General features: G+C 64.1%; 15 protein-coding genes. 10 read left to right on the top strand and 5 right to left on the bottom strand.

Translation table 11 applies throughout. From position 1 onward, the window contains the following. The first annotated feature begins 185 nt into the window (after positions 1-185). From phoA to GFD18_RS07855, 5 genes are all read left to right on the top strand, one after another. Positions 186-2,312 carry an alkaline phosphatase gene (gene phoA, locus GFD18_RS07875; protein WP_163200595.1) on the top strand — a complete coding sequence of 709 codons (2,127 nt, stop codon included), beginning with the start codon at positions 186-188 and terminating at the stop codon, positions 2,310-2,312. A gap of 390 nt (positions 2,313-2,702) precedes the next feature. Continuing rightward, positions 2,703-4,580, top strand: coding sequence for a molecular chaperone DnaK (gene dnaK / locus GFD18_RS07870; protein ID WP_163200516.1), 1,878 nt, complete (start codon positions 2,703-2,705; stop codon positions 4,578-4,580). Between the two features lie 2 nt (positions 4,581-4,582). Next, positions 4,583-5,230, top strand: coding sequence for a nucleotide exchange factor GrpE (gene grpE, locus GFD18_RS07865; protein ID WP_163200517.1), 648 nt, complete (start codon positions 4,583-4,585; stop codon positions 5,228-5,230). 267 nt (positions 5,231-5,497) lie between these two features. After that, positions 5,498-6,532: a DnaJ C-terminal domain-containing protein gene (locus GFD18_RS07860; RefSeq protein ID WP_100511747.1), complete on the top strand. Its 1,035-nt coding sequence runs from the start codon at positions 5,498-5,500 to the stop codon at positions 6,530-6,532. A gap of 16 nt (positions 6,533-6,548) precedes the next feature. Continuing rightward, on the top strand, positions 6,549-7,049 hold the full coding sequence (locus GFD18_RS07855) for a heat shock protein transcriptional repressor HspR (RefSeq protein ID WP_100511694.1): 501 nt from the start codon (positions 6,549-6,551) through the stop codon (positions 7,047-7,049). Between the two features lie 123 nt (positions 7,050-7,172). Here the strand turns inward: GFD18_RS07855 and GFD18_RS07850 are convergent, their stop codons facing one another. Then, positions 7,173-8,069: a helix-turn-helix transcriptional regulator gene (locus GFD18_RS07850; RefSeq protein WP_163200518.1), complete on the bottom strand. Its 897-nt coding sequence runs from the start codon at positions 8,067-8,069 to the stop codon at positions 7,173-7,175. Between the two features lie 343 nt (positions 8,070-8,412). On the opposite strand from GFD18_RS07850, the gene GFD18_RS07845 reads away from it, so the two are divergent. Beyond that, positions 8,413-9,780, top strand: a complete 1,368-nt coding sequence (locus tag GFD18_RS07845) for an MFS transporter (protein WP_318644521.1) — start codon at positions 8,413-8,415, stop codon at positions 9,778-9,780. Positions 9,781-9,802: 22 nt separating this feature from the next. Next, on the top strand, positions 9,803-11,761 hold the full coding sequence (locus GFD18_RS07840) for a glycoside hydrolase family 127 protein (RefSeq protein WP_163200520.1): 1,959 nt from the start codon (positions 9,803-9,805) through the stop codon (positions 11,759-11,761). 147 nt (positions 11,762-11,908) lie between these two features. Here GFD18_RS07840 and GFD18_RS07835 read toward each other — a convergent pair whose 3' ends face one another. Together GFD18_RS07835 and GFD18_RS07830 are read right to left on the bottom strand one after the other, a co-directional pair. Further along, positions 11,909-12,970, bottom strand: a complete 1,062-nt coding sequence (locus GFD18_RS07835) for a LacI family DNA-binding transcriptional regulator (RefSeq protein ID WP_100511690.1) — start codon at positions 12,968-12,970, stop codon at positions 11,909-11,911. A 230-nt stretch (positions 12,971-13,200) separates the two neighbouring features. Further along, a complete protein-coding gene (locus GFD18_RS07830; protein ID WP_163200521.1) occupies positions 13,201-14,661 on the bottom strand; it encodes an L-serine ammonia-lyase in 1,461 nt (486 codons plus the stop codon). A 299-nt stretch (positions 14,662-14,960) separates the two neighbouring features. On the opposite strand from GFD18_RS07830, the gene GFD18_RS07825 reads away from it, so the two are divergent. Next, positions 14,961-15,977, top strand: coding sequence for a glycerophosphodiester phosphodiesterase family protein (locus GFD18_RS07825; RefSeq protein WP_163200596.1), 1,017 nt, complete (start codon positions 14,961-14,963; stop codon positions 15,975-15,977). A 20-nt stretch (positions 15,978-15,997) separates the two neighbouring features. Here GFD18_RS07825 and rlmH read toward each other — a convergent pair whose 3' ends face one another. Together rlmH and upp are read right to left on the bottom strand one after the other, a co-directional pair. Further along, the gene (rlmH, locus tag GFD18_RS07820; RefSeq protein ID WP_163200522.1) at positions 15,998-16,477 is read right to left on the bottom strand and encodes a 23S rRNA (pseudouridine(1915)-N(3))-methyltransferase RlmH; all 480 of its coding nucleotides are present in this window, start codon (positions 16,475-16,477) and stop codon (positions 15,998-16,000) included. 253 nt (positions 16,478-16,730) lie between these two features. Next, complete coding sequence (gene upp, locus GFD18_RS07815; protein WP_100511686.1) at positions 16,731-17,369, bottom strand: uracil phosphoribosyltransferase; 639 nt, start codon at positions 17,367-17,369, stop codon at positions 16,731-16,733. A 277-nt stretch (positions 17,370-17,646) separates the two neighbouring features. Here upp and GFD18_RS07810 point away from each other — a divergent pair, with 277 nt between their 5' ends. Further along, positions 17,647-18,078: a nucleoside deaminase gene (locus tag GFD18_RS07810; protein ID WP_163200597.1), complete on the top strand. Its 432-nt coding sequence runs from the start codon at positions 17,647-17,649 to the stop codon at positions 18,076-18,078. A gap of 624 nt (positions 18,079-18,702) precedes the next feature. Further along, the gene (ilvA, locus tag GFD18_RS07805) at positions 18,703-19,968 is read left to right on the top strand and encodes a threonine ammonia-lyase (RefSeq protein ID WP_163200523.1); all 1,266 of its coding nucleotides are present in this window, start codon (positions 18,703-18,705) and stop codon (positions 19,966-19,968) included. Positions 19,969-20,303: the final 335 nt, after the last annotated feature.

Genomic DNA, 20,303 nt, shown 5'->3' with positions numbered 1-20,303 from the left:
GCGGGGGTTCATCTCCCCGTCGTCCCCCGTCCGTGTTGCGGATGCTTTGGCCGGTTAGCGTGCCGGATAGGGAGCGATGCTCCCTCGACGCGGTGCGCGAGTCGGAATCCAGCAGCGTCCGGTGGTTTCGGCCGTCGTGCTCCGAACGTTCACTTCGCCGTATGAGACGGAAACGAGGTATGGAAGTGAACACTCGCAAAGCTTTGAAGGGGACGGTCGCCGCGCTTGTCGCGTCGGCCACGCTGTTCGGCTTCGCCGGTCTGGCCAACGCGGCCGACGGGCAGGGCGTCGAGCAGCTCAAGGAACACGGCGCCGCGCAGCGCATCGCCGGCATCTACGGCAACGCCACGGCCAAGAACGTCATCCTGTTCATCGGCGACGGCATGGGAGACTCCGAGATCACCGTGGCCCGCAACTACCTGCACGGCGTGAACGGCAGCTTCGACGGACTCGACAAGATCGGCCAGCCGAACCTGAACAAGGGCGTGGAGACCGGCACCGGCCAGTACACCACGTTCTCGCTGGGCAACAGCTCCAACGATTCGCTGATGGCCAAGGACAAGAACGGCCAGCTCACCGGCAGCAAGACCGCCGGCGTGATCACCCCGGTAACCGACTCCTCCGCCTCCGGCTCGGGCTGGTCCACCGGAACCAAGACCTACAACAACGCCGTCGACGTGGACGTCGAAGGCAACCCGCAGCTCAACCTCATCGAGCTCGCCAAGGCCGCCGGCAAGGCAACGGGCAACGTGACCACCGCCGAGATCCAGGACGCCACCCCGGCCGTGCTGGAATCCCATTCCTCCGAGCGCGCCTGCTACGGACCGCAGGGCAAGTGGGACGGCACCGACAAGAACGGCGACGGCAAGGTCGACCTCGAGGACGCCAAGGCGGCCGGCATCGGCAGCTGTCTCGCCAACCAGCTCAAGGCCAACGGCGGCATCGGCTCCATCTCCGAGCAGCTGCTCGACACCCGCGCCGACGTGACCATCGGCGGTGGCGCCAAGTACTTCAACCAGCTCGACCAGTCCGGCAAGACCCTGTGGCAGGACGCCGCGGACAAGGGCTTCCAGACCGTGAAGTCCGGTGACGTGGACGGCTTCAGGAACCTCGGCGAGGCCAACCAGGACAAGCCGGTCCTCGCCCTGCTCGGCGACGGCAACCTGCCCACGCAGTTCAACCCGTCCGTGGCCACCAAGCAGGATCCCGCCAAGGACGCCAACCCCACCGAGTGCAGCGTGAACGACAAGTGGCTCGGCAAGAAGGGCGCCTCCCTGGCCGACTTCACCAGCAAGGCCATCGACCTGCTGCGGAACAACAAGAACGGCAAGGACAACGGCTACTTCCTGCAGGTCGAGGGCGCGTCCATCGACAAGCAGGACCACAACGCCAACGCCTGCGGCCAGATCGGCGAGACCGACGACCTCGACAAGGCCATCTCCGCCGCGCTGAACAAGATCGACCTGAGCAACACCCTCGTGATCGTGACCGCCGACCACGCCCACACCTCCCAGATCGTGGAGTCCCAGCCGATCTACGCGCTGAGCACCGTGCTGAAGAACCGTGACGGCTCCAAGACCACCATCTCCTACGGCACCTCCGAGGAGGACCTGTACGGCAACGGCTCCGACACCAGCGGCGACGTCGAGGGCAAGGCCGACCCGAGCAAGGCCCAGGGCAACATGAGCCACACCGGCACCCAGCTGCGCATCGCGGCCTCCGGCCCCGGCGCCTCCCGCGTCGACGGCCTGACCGACCAGACCGACAACTTCTACACCATCGGCCACGCGCTCGGCCTCGCCACCGACAAGGCCGGCCAGAACGAGCTCTCCAAGGGCGCCGAGGTGAAGGCTCAGGACAACAAGAACCAGGTGTTCGACATCACCGGATTCAACGGCGACGCCGTGCTGCGCTACGAGCTCAAGGACAAGGACGGCAAGGTCGTCTCCGCATCCGACGCCTCCACGCCGCTTTCCGGCCTGCGCGTGCAGACCGCCGGCACCACCGTGCTCGACCTGAGCAAGTTCATCACCTCCGATGCCCAGTACAGCCTGACCGTCACCGGCCAGCAGTCCGGCAAGAGCGTGGAGATCAAGTCCTTCAACGGTCCGAACGGCACCGAGGGCAGCGGCAGCGCCCAGGTCACCCCGAACGCCGGCAACAACAGCAAGCCGGCCTCCGGCAAGGTGAACGAGGCCAGCCAGAACGGCCCGCTCGGCAAGACCGGCGCCACCGTGCTCGGCGTGCTGCTGTTCGCCCTGGCCCTGGTGGCCGGCGGCATGGCCGTCAAGTTCGCTCGTTCCCGCAACTGATCGACTGATGGACGGTCGGTCGATTGACTGACCGATCGACCGACCGTCATCATCCGGTCATCCGCTGAAATCCCCGAAATCCGCGATTGATGGTGCACAAAGGTCGTTTTCCGTCGGGAAAACGACCGGAAGGCATCGTGATTCGCGGATTTCGGCGTCTTGGGCCTGCATTGCCGGCGGTTTTCCGATAGCCCTCACCGGGCCGGCAAAAAATTTCCTGAATATCTGGAATAAAAGTTGGACTTCCAAAGTTGAGTGGTGTAGGCTCAAGTTTTGGAAAGCGAAAAAGCCTACCGGGCTTCGACGATCGACGCAGTCGGTCGCGGGGGTCGCCGAGGCCGGAAGCTTGAGCGATAAACGTAGAACGAACCTAGACCATAGGAGGACATTATGGGACGCGCAGTTGGTATTGATTTGGGAACCACGAATTCCTGCATCGCCACTCTTGAAGGTGGCCAGCCCACCGTTATCGTGAACGCCGAGGGCGCTCGCACCACGCCGTCGGTCGTGGCTTTCAGCAAGTCCGGCGAGATCCTGGTCGGCGAGGTCGCCAAGCGCCAGGCCGTGACGAACGTCGACCGCACCATCAGCTCGGTCAAGCGTCACATGGGCACCGACTGGACGGTCGAGATCGACGGCAAGAAGTGGACGCCGCAGGAGATCTCCGCCCAGGTGCTGATGAAGCTCAAGAGGGACGCCGAGGCCTACCTTGGCGAGCCCGTGACCGACGCCGTCATCACCTGCCCGGCATACTTCAACGATGCCCAGCGTCAGGCCACCAAGGACGCCGGCAAGATCGCAGGCCTGAACGTGCTGCGTATCATCAACGAGCCGACGGCCGCCGCTCTGGCCTACGGCCTTGAGAAGGGCAAGGAGGACGAGCGCATCCTGGTCTTCGACCTCGGTGGCGGCACCTTCGATGTGTCCCTGCTGGAGATCGGCAAGGACGACGACGGCTTCTCCACCATTCAGGTGCAGGCCACGAACGGCGACAACCGCCTCGGCGGCGACGACTGGGATCAGAAGATCATCGACTGGCTCGTCGGCGAAGTGAAGAACAAGTACGGCGTCGACCTGAGCAAGGACAAGATCGCCCTGCAGCGTCTGAAGGAAGCCGCCGAGCAGGCCAAGAAGGAGCTGAGCTCCTCGACCTCCACCAGCATCTCGATGCAGTACCTGGCCATGACGCCCGACGGCACCCCGGTGCACCTGGACGAGACCCTGACCCGCGCCCACTTCGAGGAAATGACCTCCGACCTGCTGGGCCGCTGCCGCACCCCGTTCAACAACGTGCTCTCCGACGCCGGCATCTCCGTGAGCCAGATCGACCACGTCGTGCTCGTCGGTGGCTCCACCCGTATGCCCGCCGTCAAGGAGCTCGTCAAGGAGCTCACCGGCGGCAAGGAAGCCAACCAGTCCGTGAACCCGGATGAGGTCGTGGCCGTCGGTGCAGCCGTGCAGTCCGGCGTCATCAAGGGCGACCGCAAGGACGTGCTGCTCATCGACGTGACCCCGCTTTCGCTGGGCATCGAGACCAAGGGCGGCATCATGACCAAGCTCATCGACCGCAACACCGCCATCCCGACCAAGCGCTCCGAGGTGTTCTCCACCGCCGAGGACAACCAGCCGTCCGTGCTGATCCAGGTCTACCAGGGCGAGCGTGAGTTCGCCCGCGACAACAAGCCGCTCGGCACCTTCGAGCTGACCGGCATCGCTCCGGCTCCGCGTGGCGTTCCGCAGATCGAGGTCACCTTCGACATCGACGCCAACGGCATCGTGCACGTCTCCGCCAAGGACAAGGGCACCGGCAAGGAGCAGTCCATGACCATCACCGGTGGCTCCGGCCTGCCGAAGGACGAGATCGACCGCATGGTCAAGGAGGCCGAAGCCCACGAGGCCGAGGACAAGAAGCGCAAGGAGGACGCCGAGACCCGCAACCAGGCCGAGTCCTTCGCCTACCAGACCGAGAAGCTCGTGAACGACAACAAGGACAAGGTCTCCGACGAGGTCGCCAAGGAGGTCACCGACAAGGTGAACGCCCTGAAGGAAGCCCTCAAGGGCGACGACATCGAGAAGATCAAGTCCGCCCAGACCGAGCTCATGACCTCCGCCCAGAAGATCGGCGAGGCGCTGTACTCGCAGCAGGGCGCCGCAGGCGCTGCGGGTGCCGCGGGCGCCGGTGCCGCCGGCTCCGCCTCCAACGGCGGTGACGACGACGTGGTGGACGCCGAGGTCGTGGACGACGATGACGACAAGGACAACAAGTAATCATGTCTGAGTTCAACAAGGACGATTACCTGAACGACATGGAGGATGCCGAGTCGCTGAAGAACGACCCGGCATCCGCCGGCTCTGCCGCCGCTTCCTCCTCGGAAGCCCCCGCCAGCAAGGATGACAAGGCCGACGCCGACGCCAAGGGCGCTGACGCCGCTGACGCCAAGGCCGGCTCCGGCGATGCCAAGGCCGACGACGCCGACGAGCTCACCCCGCTTGGCAAGGCCAAGAAGGAGGCCGCCGACTACCTCGAGGCCCTGCAGCGCGAACGCGCGGAGTTCATCAACTTCCGCAACCGCAGCGCCAAGGAGAAGGACGTCTTCCGCCAGCACGGCATCATCGACGTGCTGACCGCGCTGCTGCCCGCGCTCGACGACATCGACCGCATCCGCGAGCACAGCGAGATGGACGACTCCTTCAAGGCCGTGGCCGCGAAGATCGACAAGGCCTTCGAGAAGTTCGGCGTGGAGAAGTTCGGCGAGAAGGGCGAGGACTTCGACCCGACGAAGCACGACGCCATCCTGCACAAGCCGGATCCGGACGCCGAGAAGGAGACCGTGGACACCGTGGTCGAGGCCGGCTACCGCATCGGCGACCGCGTGATCCGCGCCGCCCGCGTCGTCGTCGCCTCCCCGCAGAACTGACCCTCCCTCCCAAGAGGCGTTATAAAAATCCTTTGCCGGCGGTCCTGATCAATGTGGATTGCCGGCAAAGGAACATTGCAGTGAATGCGGCTGTACCTAAGAGGGAGGGCGGCGTACGTTGCGCGATCGTAGGCTAGCGGCCGGCTTGTCCGGACGCGGGGCCGAACGGCCTTGAGTGTATCGCGCAATGTATGCCGCCCTCCCTCGACCACAGCATTGGAAACGAAATATCAATACATCAGATTCTTTTAGAAAGGAGACATGGAGATGGCTGAGAATGAATGGCTGAACAAGGATTTCTATAAGGTCCTCGGTGTCTCCAAGGACGCTTCCGAAGAGGAGATCACCAAGGCCTACCGCAAGCTGGCCCGCAAGTACCATCCCGATCTCAACAAGACCAAGGAGGCCGAGGAGAAGTTCAAGGACATCTCCGAGGCCTACGATGTGCTGAACAACAAGGAGCAGCGTCAGAAGTACGACGCCATCCGCCAGTTCGGCATGGGCGGCGCGCGCTTCGCCGGCGGCTCCGGCCAGGGCGGCTTCGACGCCAGCGGCTTCTCCGACATCTTCGGTTCGATGTTCGGCGGCGGTGCGGGCGGCCCGCAGGGCTCCTCGCGCATCCGCTTCTCCACGGGCGGCCAGGGCGGCCCCGATCTCAACGACATCTTCCAGGCGTTCGGCGGCGCGGCCGGCGCGGGCGGTCCGGGCGCCGGATTCGGCGGCGGCCGCAGCAGCTATCGCGAACCGCAGGAGCCGGTGCGTGGCAAGGACCGCAACTCCAAGATTAACCTGACGCTGCGTCAGGCGGTCAAGGGCGCCACGGTCTCGCTGAGCGTGGATGGCGGCAAGTTCAAGACGCATATCCCCGCCGGCGTGAAGGACGGCCAGAAGATTCGTCTGGCCGGCAAGGGCCACGCGGGCCAGTATGGCGGCGCGCATGGCGACCTGTACCTGGCCGTGCATGTGAAGTCCGACCCGAAGTTCAGCATGTCGGGCCGCGACATCGTCATGGACCTGCCCGTCACCGTCGCCGAGGCGGCGCTGGGCGGCAAGGTCTCCGCCAAGGACATCGACGGCAACGTCGTCACGTTCAAGGTGCCCGCCGGTTCGTCCAGCGGCGCCGAGGTCCGTCTCAAGGGCAAGGGCGTGGCCAGCCCGCGCGGCAACGGCGACCTGGTCGGCCGCGTGATGATTCAGGTGCCCGAGGGCCTGGGCTTCAAGCAGAAGAAGACGCTGAAGGAATTCGACGCCGCCAGCAGCGATTTCGCCGATCGCGTCGCGTCCGAACGTCTTGGCGAATAAGACGCGGTGATCGATTATGGCAAGGATCGCACCGAAGCTTCGCAAGGCGTACACGATGTGCGCCCAGGCCCTCGTGGCCGAGCGCGTCAGTCTTGACGCCGCCGAGGAGCTCGGTCTGAACGTCGATTTTCCGATCTTCAGCGTCGGACAGGCCGGCGAACTGGCCGACATCCATCCGCAGACGCTGCGGCAGTACGACCGTCTTGGGCTGATCGTGCCGCAGCGTACGCCGGGCGGGGCCCGACGTTATTCGCTGCGTGACATCGACAGGCTTTCCCAGGCTCAGCGCATGAGCCAGGAGGAGTCCATCAATCTCGCCGGCATCACGAGGATTCTCCAGCTGATGGAGGAGAACCGCCAGCTCAAACGGCAGAACCGCCAGCTGCGTCGCCGTATGGAGGGCAACGTCGTGTTCGAGGCGGGTGCCGACGGCGAGGTCATCGAGGTGCAGCGCGTGCGCCGCGTGCGCGAGCCGTCGCCGTACCGACGCACCATCCTGCAGATCACCGCACGATGATCCGCCGCCGATTATCGGCATACGCTCCTATCTGCTTGTCCGCGCGCGTTTTCGCGTGGTTCTCAACGCCGGTCGTTCCGCGACGACCGGCGTTTTTTCATTGTGCGGCAGGGCGCGACGTGATCAGACGTCCACCGGGTGCGGCTGGGCGCCGGTGTGGACGAGGTTGAGCGACCGCACCGTGCTGGGTGGCATGCCGTAGTGCTTGCGGAACAGCGTGGAGAAGTAGCTGGCGTTCGGATAGCCGATCATTTCGGCCACGCGTTGCACGGGGATGTCGGTGTTCGACAGCGCCTTGTACGCGTGCTCCATGCGGTAGGCGATGAGGTATTCGTTCGGCGTCATGCCCATCGCGGCCTTGAACGACCGGATGATGTAGCTCGAGTGCAGATGGAACGCCTCGGAAAGCGTGGCCGAGGTCACGTTCTCGCTGAAATGGTCATCGAGATGGCGACGTACCTTTTCGGCCAGCTGGAACGTGGTCGACTCCTCCTCGCCCATGATCTGCACGGTCTGCAATACGTCGAGAAACAGCTGCTGCGTCGGCCAGAAATTGTTCCGCATCGCGCTCGTGCTGGCGGAGAACAGGCGGTTGAACAGCGAATACAACGGCTGCGGTTCCTCGATTCGCCGCTGTCTGAGCAGATACATCGTCGGCTGCGGCGTGTGATAATGCAGGATCGGCACGTCGATCGACGAGCGCATGGGCGTCGGTTGCGGCCCGACGTCCCATGCGCTGGTGGCGGCGAAGTGCAGCCAGTAGTATTCCGTGGTCTCCGCGGTCGACTTCCATGAATAATGATGATGATTCGGCAGCAGAACGACGCTTTCGCCGGCGTCGACGGTCATGTTGTTGCCGTCCTCGGCGATGAACAGCCGGCCATGCGTGACGACGATGAAGATGAAATACGGCAGCGTGCTGCGGTCGGGGTGCCGGTCGCCCGGCTGGAACACCGCGTAGTCGCCTTCGATGAAGGTCGGCGACGGAATGCACGATATCGATATGAATTCGCTGTTCATAGGTGCTCCTTCGAACGGTCGGGTCGCTGCCGGAGATGACGCTGCCGCCGGTCGGTGCCGCATCGTCGGATGATTCCGTCGAATCCACCGTTGCGCACGCGGTTGCGCACCTGAGCGGCAAGGTTCCGGCGGTTTCCGCGTTGTCCGCCGGTGCATGCGCGGTCTATCATAAGGCGTGATGCGCGGCGTCGGGCAGTGTCATATCTCAAAAGACTTTGTCATGATAGCAAAAGGAAAAGGCTTTTCGCAAACGCGAAAATAATTAATATGATTTTCGACAAACGTTCGCAACGAAAGCGAGAAAACTATGAGCAGCAACGTTAGCTCCTCAGTGAAACTTTCTGTGAGGGAGAAAATCGCATACTCCTTCACTGATATGGCAGGCAACCTGCTGTACGTGACGATCTCGTCGTACATCATGTACTTCTACACCAACGTGTTCCACATCCCGGCCGCAGGCGCCCTGGGTGCGGGCACCATCCTGCTGGTGGCGCGCTTCGCCGACGCCATCTCCGCGGTCGTCTGGGGATCGATCGTGGACCACACCAACACCAAGTGGGGCCAGAGCCGTCCGTGGTTCCTGTGGCTGTGCATTCCGTTCGCCGTCACCGTGTTCATCGCCTTCACCGCCCCGAGCCTGCCGGAAGGCGCCCCGAAGTTCTGGTACGCGCTGATCACGTACATCCTCGCCGCCGGCGCCGTGTACACCGGCATCCAGACGCCCATCACCGCCATCCTGCCGAACCTCACCGACGACCCGGTTGAGCGCAACAACGCCAACTCCTTCCGTATGGCCGGTGGTCAGATCGGCTCCTTCATCACCTCGTCCTTCACCATCCCGCTTGTCGGCTTCTTCGGCGTGAAGTTCGGCGGCGACAAGACCGGCTTCATGATCGTCACCGCGATCTGGGGCATCGTCGCCATCATCCTGCTGCTCTTCTCCTTCAAGAACCTCACCGAGCACAACTACCGTCCGGAACTCAACAAGCCGATTCCGCTCAAGGACTCCCTCAAGGCCGCCAAGGGCAACTGGCCGTGGATCATCCTCGTCGTCGCCTTCGTCATCTACTGGGTCGCCCAGTCCACCCGTAACGGCGTCTCCACCTACTACGCCCAGTACGTGCTCAACAACCGCGACCTGACCTCCATCTTCAACGGCGTGCAGGTGCTCGGCCTCGTCGGCACCATCGCCATGCCGATCCTCGCCAACAAGCTGAAGAACAAGACCCTCACCATGCAGATCGGCCTCATCATCGGCGGACTCGGCCAGGCCCTCATGCCGCTCGCCGGCCACAACGTGCCGCTGCTGGTCATCTTCTGGACCGTCGGCGTGCTCGGCGCCGCCATCGCCATCGGCATGCCGTTCGGCATGCTCGCCGACACCGTCGACTACGGCGAATGGAAGACCGGCGTCCACGCCGCAGGCTTCCTGACCGCCGTCGGCTCCGCCTTCTGCATCCAGGTCGGCTCCGGCTTCGGCGCCTTCCTCCCGCTCGAGATCATGGGCGCCGCCGGCTACGACGCCAATCTCGAAGTGCAGTCCGCCAGTGCGCAGTCCGCCATCAGCTTCTGCTTCATCTGGCTGCCGGTGATCGTGTACATCATCGTCGGCGTGATCATGTGCTTCTACCGCAAGTTCGAGAAGATGGAGCCGCAGATCAAGGCCGAGCTCGCCGAGCGTCACGCCAAGGCCGAAGCCGCCGCCAAGTAAGGCAGATATTTAAGGAACATCCATGACGTATTCAGCACCCAAGGTCGAGGTCACCTCCGCATTCTGGAAGAACTACCGCGACCTCGTCGCCAAGAAGGTCCTGCCCTACCAGTGGCAGGTCATCACCAACCAGATCGAGGTCGACCTCCCGCTCGACCCCGGCGGCAACCCCACCACCGGCGACACCCTCAGCTACGCCGTCGAAAACCTCAGGATCGCCGCCGACCAGGCCGAAGGCAAGTTCCACGGCATGCCGTTCCAGGATTCCGACGTCTACAAGTGGCTCGAATCCGCCGCCTACGCGCTGCAGGACCACGACGACGCCGACCTCAAGGAGATCGCCGACGGCGTGGTGGATCTCATCGCCGCCGCCCAGCAGCCCGACGGCTACATCGACACCTTCTTCCAGATCAAGTGGCCCGACCGCAAGTTCGCCCGCATCCAGCAGTCCCACGAGCTCTACACCATGGGCCACTACATCGAGGCCGGCGTCGCCTACTACGAGGCCACCGGCAACGAAAAGGCCCTCGACATCGCCAGGAAGATCGCCGCCTGCATCGGCGAGCACTTCGGCGACGAGGCCGGCAAGGTGCACGGAGCCGACGGCCACCCCGAGATCGAGCTCGCGCTCGCCCGCCTCGCCGAGGTCACCGGCGAAAGCAAGTACGCCGAACTCGGCCGCTGGTTCCTCCATGTGCGCGGCAAGGACCCGGAGTTCTACGACAAGCAGAACAAGGCCGACGGCTGGGACCGCGACTTCTTCGAACAGATCAAGTACCTGCCCCGCACCTACTACCAGGCCGCCGAGCCCGTGACCAAGCAGCAGGACGCCGAGGGCCACGCCGTGCGCGTGATGTACCTGTGCACCGGCATGGCGCACATCGCCCGCCTCACCGGCGACGACAGCCTGCTCAAGGCCTGCCACACGTTCTGGGAGAGCGTCGTGCACAAGCGCATGTTCGTCACCGGCCAGATCGGCACCACCAAGGAAGGCGAGTCGTTCACCTACGACTACGACCTGCCGAACGACGCCGAATATGGCGAGACCTGCGCCTCCGTGGGCATGAGCTTCTTCGCCCGCCGCATGCTCGAGCTCGAGCCCAAGGGCGAATATGGCGACGTGCTCGAAAAGGAGCTGTTTAACGGCTCCATCGCCGGCATGGCGCTCGACGGCCGCCACTTCTACTACGTCAACCCGCTCGAGGTGGACCCGCGCAAGCTCAAGGGCAACCCCGACTTCCGCCACGTGCTCGCCGAACGCGCCGGCTGGTTCGCCTGCGCCTGCTGCCCGGCCAACCTCTCGCGACTCATCGCCTCCGTGGATCGCTACATCTACGCGGTGCAGGACGACGGCACCATCCTCGCCGACCAGTTCATCGCCAACAAGGCCACGTTCCAGGGCGGCGTGGTGATCGAGCAGCGCAGCAACTTCCCGTGGGAGGGCCACGTCGAATTCACCATCGACAACCCCGAAGGCGCCGAATTCCGCTTCGGCATCCGCATCCCCGCATGGTCCAAGGGCGCATTCACGCTCGCGGTCAACGGCGAGGAGACCAGCGTGGAGCCCGAAGACGGCTTCGTGTACTTGCCCATCGCCAGCGAGAAGACCGACATCGCCCTCGATCTCGACATGACCGTCAAGGAGCTGCGTGCCAACACCCGCGTGGCAGAGGATGCCGGCCGCGTGGCCGTCACCCGCGGCCCGCTCGTCTACACCGCCGAATCCGCCGACAACGACGGCGACCTGTGGCTCTACGCCATCAAGCCCGGCTCCGGCACCTACGAATTCAAGCCCGAACTCCTCGGTGGCGTCGGCACCATCACCGAACAGGGCGTGCGCGAGATCCAGGACGAATCCGACGACCTCTACCTGCCCGCCGGCTCCCAGAAGACCGAGGCCGCGACGGTGAAGTTCATCCCGTACTACGCATGGGCCAACCGCGGCGAGGGCCAGATGCGCGTATGGCAGAGGACCATCTGATTTTCGTCGGATAGGTCGGGCCGGATATATGATTACCGACACACTCAAGGCCGTTCGGCCGGGAGGCTTCGCCTCCCAAGCTTACGGTCGGCAATCATATATCCGGCCCTCTGCTTCTCTAACCCGAATGCGGTTGGAGCGTGATTTTTACATCGGCAGGGTGGATTCGCGCTGGACCAGACGGCACGAAATGCTTTCCACGCCGTGATGGGGCCGCCCGTTGATGGCGTCGATCAGCGCACGCGCCGCCACATGCCCCAGTTCCTCCGGGCAGTTGTCGATGCTCGTGAGCGGCGGGTCGGCGTCCGGCGCCAGCATATCGCGGTTGTCGTGGCCGATGACCGCCACCTGCGAGGGGATGCTGATGCCGCGTTCCTTGAGCACGTCCATGCAGCCGCGGGCGATGCCGTCGCACTGGCAGACCACGGCGTCGAAATCCACGTTCTGGTCCAGCAGCAGTCGTGTGGCCGCGCGACCCCACGATTCCGTCCACTGCGAGAAACGAACCGGGCCCGCCGGCTCCAATCCGGCCTCATGCAACGCCTTCAGCGAGCCGTTGAGACGGGCCTGCGCCGAACTCGGCGATCCCAGCAGCAGATTATGCGCGTTCGGCGTCGTATCGCTGCCGCCGATGATGGCGATCTTGCGCTTGCCGCACGACAGCAGATGATTCACCGCCATCTCGCCGGCCTCGACGTTGTCGCATACGACGGAGCAATCGTCCGCGTTGTCCGACGGCGCGTACACGTAGACCACCGGCACGTTGTCCGGCACGTCGAGATGCGGACGCGGGTCGGTTTCGTCGCCCACGATCAGCAGGCCATCGACGTTGCGGGACAGCAGGAACGACAGATGATTGCGTTCGAGCAGCGCATCGCCGCGCGCATTGCACAGCAGCACCGTGTTCGAGGTGACGCCGAACTCGTCCTCGGCGCCCAGCAGGATCGGCGTGCAGAAGCGGCCGGTCAGATCGGATGTGATGACGCCAATCGAATTCGTACGTCCGGAAATCAACGACTGCGCCTGCGCATTGGGAATGTATGACAGCTTTTCCGCAGCTTCCTGAACCCGTCGTCGTGTGGCATCGCTTACGCGCGGCTGATTGTTCAGAGCCTTCGAGGCCGTGGCCAGCGAAACCCCGGCCGCAGCCGCAACTTCGGCCAAAGTGGTCTTGCGCGTGCCAGAATGAGGTGGTTCTACTGCAGTCATTCCCATGCTTTCTCAAGTTTCGTTCATCGTCATTGTAAACGAAAGGGGTTGTTTTCTCTTCGGCGGTGTCCGTTCCTTACAGCTTTTCCTTGATTTTCCCTTGTTTTCCGCCGGCGTGGGCGGAAATCGACGAGGGAGGGGGTGTCCGTGCGGCGACGACGCGTGCGGTGTGCCGGGGCCGTGATGCCCCTCTGACGGAAAATGGTTTTCGCGACCCGGCCGTATGACATTCAGCATTCGGTGACGTTGACGGCAAGGCCGCCGCGCGACGTCTCCTTGTACTTGCTCTTCATATCGAGGCCGGTCTCCTTCATCGTACGAATCGCGGAATCCAGCGACACGATATGCGAGCCGTTGCCCAGCAACGCCATACGGGCCGCATTGATGGCCGTGTTGCTCGCCATCGCATTGCGTTCGATGCACGGAATCTGCACCAGGCCGCCGATGGGGTCGCACGTCAGGCCGAGGTTATGTTCGATGCCGATCTCGGCCGCGTTCTCCACCTGCTTCGGCGTGCCGCCCAATACGGCGCACAATCCGGCCGCCGCCATCGAACAGGCCGACCCCACCTCGCCCTGGCACCCCACCTCGGCGCCGGAAATCGACGCATTGCGCTTGAACAGATACCCGACCGCGGCCGCCGTAAGCAGGAAATCGACGACCCCCGTGGGATTCGCGCCGTCGACCAGCCACCAGTAATAATGCAGCACCGCCGGAATGATGCCCGCCGACCCATTCGTCGGCGCCGTGACGATACGGCCGCCGCCGGCGTTCTCCTCGCTCACGGCCAACGCGAACAGATCGACCCATTCGGCGTCCGACGCGCGCGACAGCAGCATATTGCGGTCGGTGTGGCCGTCGAAGATATCGGCGCTGCGCGGCTTCAGCCGCTGATACACCGTCGCCGCGCGCCGCGGCACATGCAGCCCGCCCGGCAGCGTGCGCTCCGTGCTCGTGCAGCCGTTGCGCACGCAGTCGCGCATCGTCTTCCACACGGAATACAGCCTCACGCGTGTCTCCTCCTCCGGGCGGAACGCGGCCTCGTTGCGCCACACCACGTCGGCGATCGACAGCCGTTCGCGCTCGCAGATGGCGATGAGCTCGGCGGCGGAGGAGAAGGGGAACGGCACGGTCACGCCGTTGTCATCGGCGTTGTCGTCGTTGTGCCCGGCTCCGGCATTGCCGCTGCCGCCGCGTCCCTTGCCCCGGACCTTGCTCTGCAGCTCGTCCTCATAGGCGATGAATCCGCCGCCGATCGAATAGATGACGTCCTCGACGATCAGATGGCCGTCGGCGTCGAGCGCGCGGAACAGCATGCGGTTCGGATGCAGGCGCGGCGCATGCCAGGTGTCGAATTCGATGTCGGAACGGTCGAACGGAATCTCCTTCGTGCCGGCGAGCAGCAAACGGCCGGAATCCGAGCAGCGGTCCAGATCGTGGAGCACGTCGTCGGGGTCGACGGTCTCGGGCTGCTTGCCCTCGAGACCGGCGAGGGCGGCGCGGTCGGTGCCGTGCCCAAGGCCGGTCTGCGCGAGCGAGCCGTACAGCGTCACATGCACGCGGGCGGTTTTCGCCAGCAGGTCGCGCTCGACGAGCGACGAGACGAAGGCGCAGGCGGCCCGCATCGGGCCGACGGTATGCGACGACGACGGTCCGATACCGACGGAGAACATATCCAATGTGCTGAGCATCAACGCCTCCCTTGCCCAACGGCATTCCTGCAATATTCCTGCAATCGTCATATGCGCCTGTTTTGTCTGATTCGGTGCCGACGAAACCACCGGAATCCGAACTAGACTGAGTTCTAGCCGCACACTGTATCGGGAAAACCGTTCGGTTGGGTTACGACGCATGCCGTGAGGCGACGGCGTCGGTGCCGAATCGGCGTACGGCATTGCGGCAGTGCGACGCATGGCGCAAGACAAGGCGTGAAACACGAGGTGCAAAGGAGAACGCAGTGGCTGGAAAACGACTGGTCAGAAGGCGTGGAATCGGAACCGCGATCACCGGCGTGGCGATCACCGGCGGCGTGGCGGCCGGCATCGGCGCGTGGGCACTGGCGCCGCGTTCGCTCATCGACTCCCGGCAGAACAAGGTGCCGGCCATCCCGCATGTGAAGTACGCGCACCGAGGTCTGCACGACGCCGGTTCGGGGCTCGACGTCGGCACCGTGAACGAGCGTTGCGCCTACGTCGACCTGGCGCGCCGCTGCGCCATCAAGGCCGGGTACGCCGACGAATCGTTCGAGGGGCCGGTGGCGCCGGAGAATTCGCTCGCGTCGTTCGCGGCGGCATGCGTGGCCGGTTACGGCATCGAACTCGATCTGCAGTTGACCCGCGACGGACAGGTCGTGGTCGTGCACGACGCCGACCTGAAGCGTGTGGCCGGCGATCCGCGGAGGATCAAGGACCTGACGTATGAGGAGCTGAAGAACATCCCGCTGTTCCCCGCGCCGGCGAAGTCGGGCGACGCGACGGCCGTGGCGCGCGGCGACGGCAGGTGGGACGAGCGGCCGGAAGGCTACTACCAGCATGTGCCGCTGTTCTCCGACGTGCTGGACGTCGTCGGCGGCCGTGTGCCGCTGATCGTGGAATACAAGTTCGACGACTACGGCTGGGATGACGCCGCCGAGGAGCTGATGGAGAAGGGCGACGAACTGCTGCAGGCGTATCCCGGCGCATACGTGGTCGAATCGTTCCACCCGGGCGCGGTGAACTGGTATCGCAAGCATCGGCCGTCGGTGAACCGCGGCCAGCTTGCCGAGAACGTCGCGTTCGGCAAGGGCGACTGGCGTGAATGGCTGTGTGGTCTGCTGGCGTTCAACTGGCTTGGGCGTCCCGACTTCGTGGCGTACGACTGGCACGGCGGCGACCTGCCGCAGGTGCGCTTCGCCCGCAAGCTTGGCGCGAAGACCGTGTCGTGGACCGTGCGTAGTTCGTTGGAATTCCAACGTTCCGATGAGTATTTCGACTATATGATCTTCGAGGCCTTCGTCCCGGGGGTGTAGCCGGTCCGTCGCCGGCGAACCTACTTGTGGTAGGGTTCGCCGGCGTTGATTTTGTAGGCGCGGTAGATCTGCTCCGCCAGGACCATGCGCATGAGCTGATGCGGGAACGTCATCTTCGAGAAGCTGAGCAGATAGTCCGCGCGTTTGAGAATCGCGTCGTCGAGGCCGATGGAGCCGCCGATGACGAACTGGATATGACTGGTGCCATGCAGGCCGAGGTCGTTGATGTGTGCTGCGAACCGTTCGGATGAGAGCTGTTTGCCGTTGATGGCGAGGGCGATGACGTAGGCGTCGTCGCGCAGGTGCCTGGCGATGCGTTCGCCTTCCTTGGATTTGATGAGCCGTTCGACGCCGTCGCTGGCGTGTTCGGGTGTTTTCTCGTCGGCCACCTCGATGATGTTGAATTTGCAGTAGCGGCCGAGACGCTTGGCATATTCCGCGATGCCGTCGCGCAGATAACGTTCCTTGATCTTGCCCACGCCGATGATGTCGATTCGCATAGGGCCCAAGTGTAGTGGATTAATGGAGCGTCCTCGTCGTTGCGGAAGGTTCGACGTACTCTTGTACGCCTTCACCGTCCGCGCCTAGAGGCCACACGCATTAATCCGCTGCGACGGCGCAGCCGCCACCCACCCGGCTGAAGGCGTGCCACCTACTGGGGGCGACGTCGATTAATGTGTGTGTCTTCAAGGTGCAGAGGGTGAAGGCGTACATAAGGTACGTCGAACCCTCTGCAACGCGGAAGACGCTCCATTAATCGACGACGCCATAAAGGCGGTCGCCGGCGTCGCCGAGACCCGGCACGATATACGCCTTGTCGTTGAGGTGATCGTCGACTGCGGCGACGACGACCTTGAAGTTGATGGCGGGGTCGACTTCCTGCTCGAGGCGCTTGAGGCCTTCGGGGGCGGCGAGCACGTCGATGCAGGTGATTTCGCGGGCGCCGCGCTCGGCGAGGTAGTGGATGGCGTCTATCATGGTGCCGCCGGTGGCGAGCATGGGGTCGACGAGGAAGACGTGGCGGCCGGTGAGGTCGTCGGGCAGACGGTTGGCGTAGGTGATGATCTGGAGGGTTTCCTCATCGCGCTTCATGCCGAGGAAGCCGACTTCGGCGGTGGGGATCATCTTGGCCATGCCGTCGAGCATGCCGAGTCCGGCGCGCAGGATCGGGACGATGATGGGGCGCGGGTTGGCGAGCTGCTTGCCGACCATGGGGGCGACCGGGGTTTCGATGGGCTTGTCCTCGACGAGAATGTCACGCGTGGCCTCGTAGGCTTCGAGCATGACGATCTCGGTGACGAGTTCGCGGAAGGTGCTGGACGGCGTGTTCTTGTCGCGCAGCACGGTGAGCTTATGATCCACCAGCGGGTGGGAGACAACATGCAGTTCCATAGTCATACTGTTCAGCTTAGTGGGTGGGATGGTGCGTACACGCTGCCTTGCGCGGTCGGGATGCGAGTTTTGCGGTTTTGTCCGCCGATATTCGTCGTGATGGAGCCGGTTTGGGGCTGAAATCGACGGTGGGGCCGTTTGCGGACCGTAAAACCGCCGTATCGGAACCGCCGTATCGGGAAGCCGATTGGGGGAGACCTGGCGGGCCGGGTGAGCCGTGTTGGGTAGAGTTGGGCGCATGTGTGGCGAATATCGGCGAATCAGGGATCGGCGGATGATGGACGAGGCGCTGGCGTTGGCGGCCGAGGCGGCCGAACACGGCGATGTGCCGGTGGGCGCCGTGGTGGTGGATGCGTCCGGCGCGGTCATCGGCCGTGGGCGGAACCGCCGCGAGGAGGGCGGCGATCCACTGGCGCATGCCGAGGTGGAGGCGATGCGTGAGGCCGCGTTGGCGCGGGGGAGTTGGAATCTGAGCGATTGCACGCTGGTGGTGACGTTGGAGCCGTGCCCGATGTGTGCCGGCGCGGTGCTGACGGCGCATGTGGGTCGTGTGGTGTTCGGCGCGTGGGATGCGAAGCTGGGGGCATGCGGCTCGGTGTGGGATGTGCCGCGCGACCCGCATGTGGGTTCGATGCCCGAGGTGGTGGGCGATGTGCGCGAACCCGAATGCCGTGCGCTGCTCGCCGATTTCTTCGCCGGGAAGCGGTGAATGCTCCGCTGAACGGCCCGATATCGGTAACACCGGCGAAACCGAGGGGCAACGGGAACTGTGGTTTTCCCTCGTAGGTTGTGAATCACAACGGCGGACATGAATCCGACGATGGGCTGTGATTCACGATTCGTGAATATTCGTGAACTGGCGATTCGATTCGTGGTTGTTGTGATTCGTGGTCGGGGATTCGCTGGCCGACGTTGCGCGACTCAAATATGAGGGGAGATGAGCGCGATGGACGAGATGATGGTCAGCCGGATCGATATCTTCCGGTTCGTGGCGGACAGGTTCTTCGCCGCCGTGCCTGCGAGACCGACGAGAGCCATGGCTTCCTCGCAGGCCTCTTCGCCGCGGACGATTCACGTCACCGTCACCATGCCGGTCGACGATGTGACCGGGGAATCCGCATCGGATGCCGATTCCGTGGTGAAGTGATCGCGATGACCATATTGATTCTTGCCGTTCTTTGGCGTTCGCTGCACGAGTTCGCCAGGGGGCGGCATCCTTCGTTGCATTAGTGCGCGGTCGACGCGGCGCGGCTTCGCGCCCGCTGCCCGAATTGCGGGACGACCCCCGCGAAAACCGCTCTCGTTGTTGATGCGGCGCCCTAAGATGAACCCCATGGATCAGAAAGACGTACTCAAGAATCTGCAGCGCGACCACGCCGAGGAGCTCAAGCTCGCAGCGAAGCGACTCAAGGGCACCGCGCGGCACACCCGCATCATCGAATCCCCCGCGCTGTCGGCCATGACCGGCCATAAGATTCTGCTCAAGCCGGAGAACCTGCAGGTCACCGGCTCGTTCAAGATCCGTGGCGCCTACAACAAGATCGCATCGCTTTCCGAAGAGGAACTGGCCCGCGGCATCGTGACCGCGTCCGCCGGCAACCACGCGCAGGGCGTCGCCTACGCCGCCCGTGAACGCGGCGCCAAGGCCACCATCTGCATGCCGCAGATCACCCCGCCGCTCAAGGTCGACGCCACCAAGGCGTACGGCGCCGACGTGGTGCTCTACGGCGACGTGTTCGACGAGGCCGCCGCCAAGGCCCGTGAACTGAGCGAGCAGGAGGGCATGATCTACGTGCCGCCGTTCGACGACTACGAGGTGCTGTGCGGCCAGGGAACCATCGGCCTGGAGATCCTCGACGACGTGCCGGACGTGACCGACGTGGTCGTGCCGCTCGGCGGCGGCGGTCTCGGCGCCGGCGTGGCGCTCGCCATCAAGACGTTCCGTCCCGAGGTGCGCGTGATCGGCGCCATCCCCGAGGGCAGCCCCGCGTTCCTCAATTCGTTCCGCGCCGGCCGCGTGGTCGAGGCCGACCAGGTGATGACCTCCGCCGAAGGCGTGGCCGTGAAGCATCCGGGCGACCTGACGTTCGCCCTGCTCAACGAGTTCCTCGACGACCTCGTCACCGTGACCGAGCGTGACATCAACGAGATGATCCTGCTCATGCTCGAGAAGCACAAGCTCGTGGTGGAGGGCGCCGGCGCCGTCTCGCTCGCCGCGCTCGAGCACCTGAACCTGCGCTCGCGCAAGTTCGCCGCGGCCCCCGGCCCGCATGTGGTCGTGCCGATCGTCTCCGGCGGCAACATCGACACCGTCACCATGGGCGCCGTCATCCAGAAGGGCATGATCGCCCGCGGCCGCATCATGAACTTCGAGGTCGACCTGCCCGATACGCCGGGTCAGCTGGTGAAGGTGGCCACGCTCCTCGCCGAGCATCGCGCGAACGTCATCGCGCTGGACCACGACCAGTTCAAGGCGTCGAACCACTACACGAACGCCGTGGCGCTCGGCGTGACCGTGGAGACCAACGGCCCCGATCATATCGACGAGATCCTCGCCGCCCTGCGCGACGCCGGCTTCCAGCCGCGTCGTGTGTACTGATCGTCGTGTACCGATACATCGGCTGATGTATCGGGGATTGAAACGATGATGTAAAGAAAAACGATGATATAAACGTCGTCGCGTGCCCGAACCGTTCTGCGGTTCGGCCACGATTCGTATCCGGCGTCCGTAATGCGGGCGTGTCGTGCATATGGTTTCATGACGTATTCCCTCCAAGGGTGGATGTGGGGTAGTGCGTATTGCGGCCGTGATTCGATGAAGATTCATCAATGACGATGGATTTCCCAGCAAATGCAACGATATTCGTTCGGTGTGCCGTGATGGCCATCTTCGCCGCCTTGATGAATCAGGGGGAATGACGTGTGGTCGATTTC

The organism is Bifidobacterium saimiriisciurei, assembly GCF_010667655.1.
Taxonomy (GTDB): domain Bacteria; phylum Actinomycetota; class Actinomycetes; order Actinomycetales; family Bifidobacteriaceae; genus Galliscardovia; species Galliscardovia saimiriisciurei.
This window is presented reverse-complemented; position numbering and strand designations above follow the sequence as displayed.

Coding starts and splice junctions, on each gene's coding strand:
- dnaK (WP_163200516.1), top strand. CDS start 2,703: ATGGGACGCGCAGTTGGTATTGATTTGGGAACCACGAATTCCTGCATC.
- grpE (WP_163200517.1), top strand. CDS start 4,583: ATGTCTGAGTTCAACAAGGACGATTACCTGAACGACATGGAGGATGCC.
- GFD18_RS07860 (WP_100511747.1), top strand. CDS start 5,498: ATGGCTGAGAATGAATGGCTGAACAAGGATTTCTATAAGGTCCTCGGT.
- GFD18_RS07855 (WP_100511694.1), top strand. CDS start 6,549: ATGGCAAGGATCGCACCGAAGCTTCGCAAGGCGTACACGATGTGCGCC.
- GFD18_RS07850 (WP_163200518.1), bottom strand. CDS start 8,069: ATGAACAGCGAATTCATATCGATATCGTGCATTCCGTCGCCGACCTTC.
- GFD18_RS07840 (WP_163200520.1), top strand. CDS start 9,803: ATGACGTATTCAGCACCCAAGGTCGAGGTCACCTCCGCATTCTGGAAG.
- GFD18_RS07835 (WP_100511690.1), bottom strand. CDS start 12,970: ATGACTGCAGTAGAACCACCTCATTCTGGCACGCGCAAGACCACTTTG.
- GFD18_RS07830 (WP_163200521.1), bottom strand. CDS start 14,661: ATGCTCAGCACATTGGATATGTTCTCCGTCGGTATCGGACCGTCGTCG.
- rlmH (WP_163200522.1), bottom strand. CDS start 16,477: ATGCGAATCGACATCATCGGCGTGGGCAAGATCAAGGAACGTTATCTG.
- upp (WP_100511686.1), bottom strand. CDS start 17,369: ATGGAACTGCATGTTGTCTCCCACCCGCTGGTGGATCATAAGCTCACC.
- GFD18_RS07810 (WP_163200597.1), top strand. CDS start 17,647: ATGGACGAGGCGCTGGCGTTGGCGGCCGAGGCGGCCGAACACGGCGAT.
- ilvA (WP_163200523.1), top strand. CDS start 18,703: ATGGATCAGAAAGACGTACTCAAGAATCTGCAGCGCGACCACGCCGAG.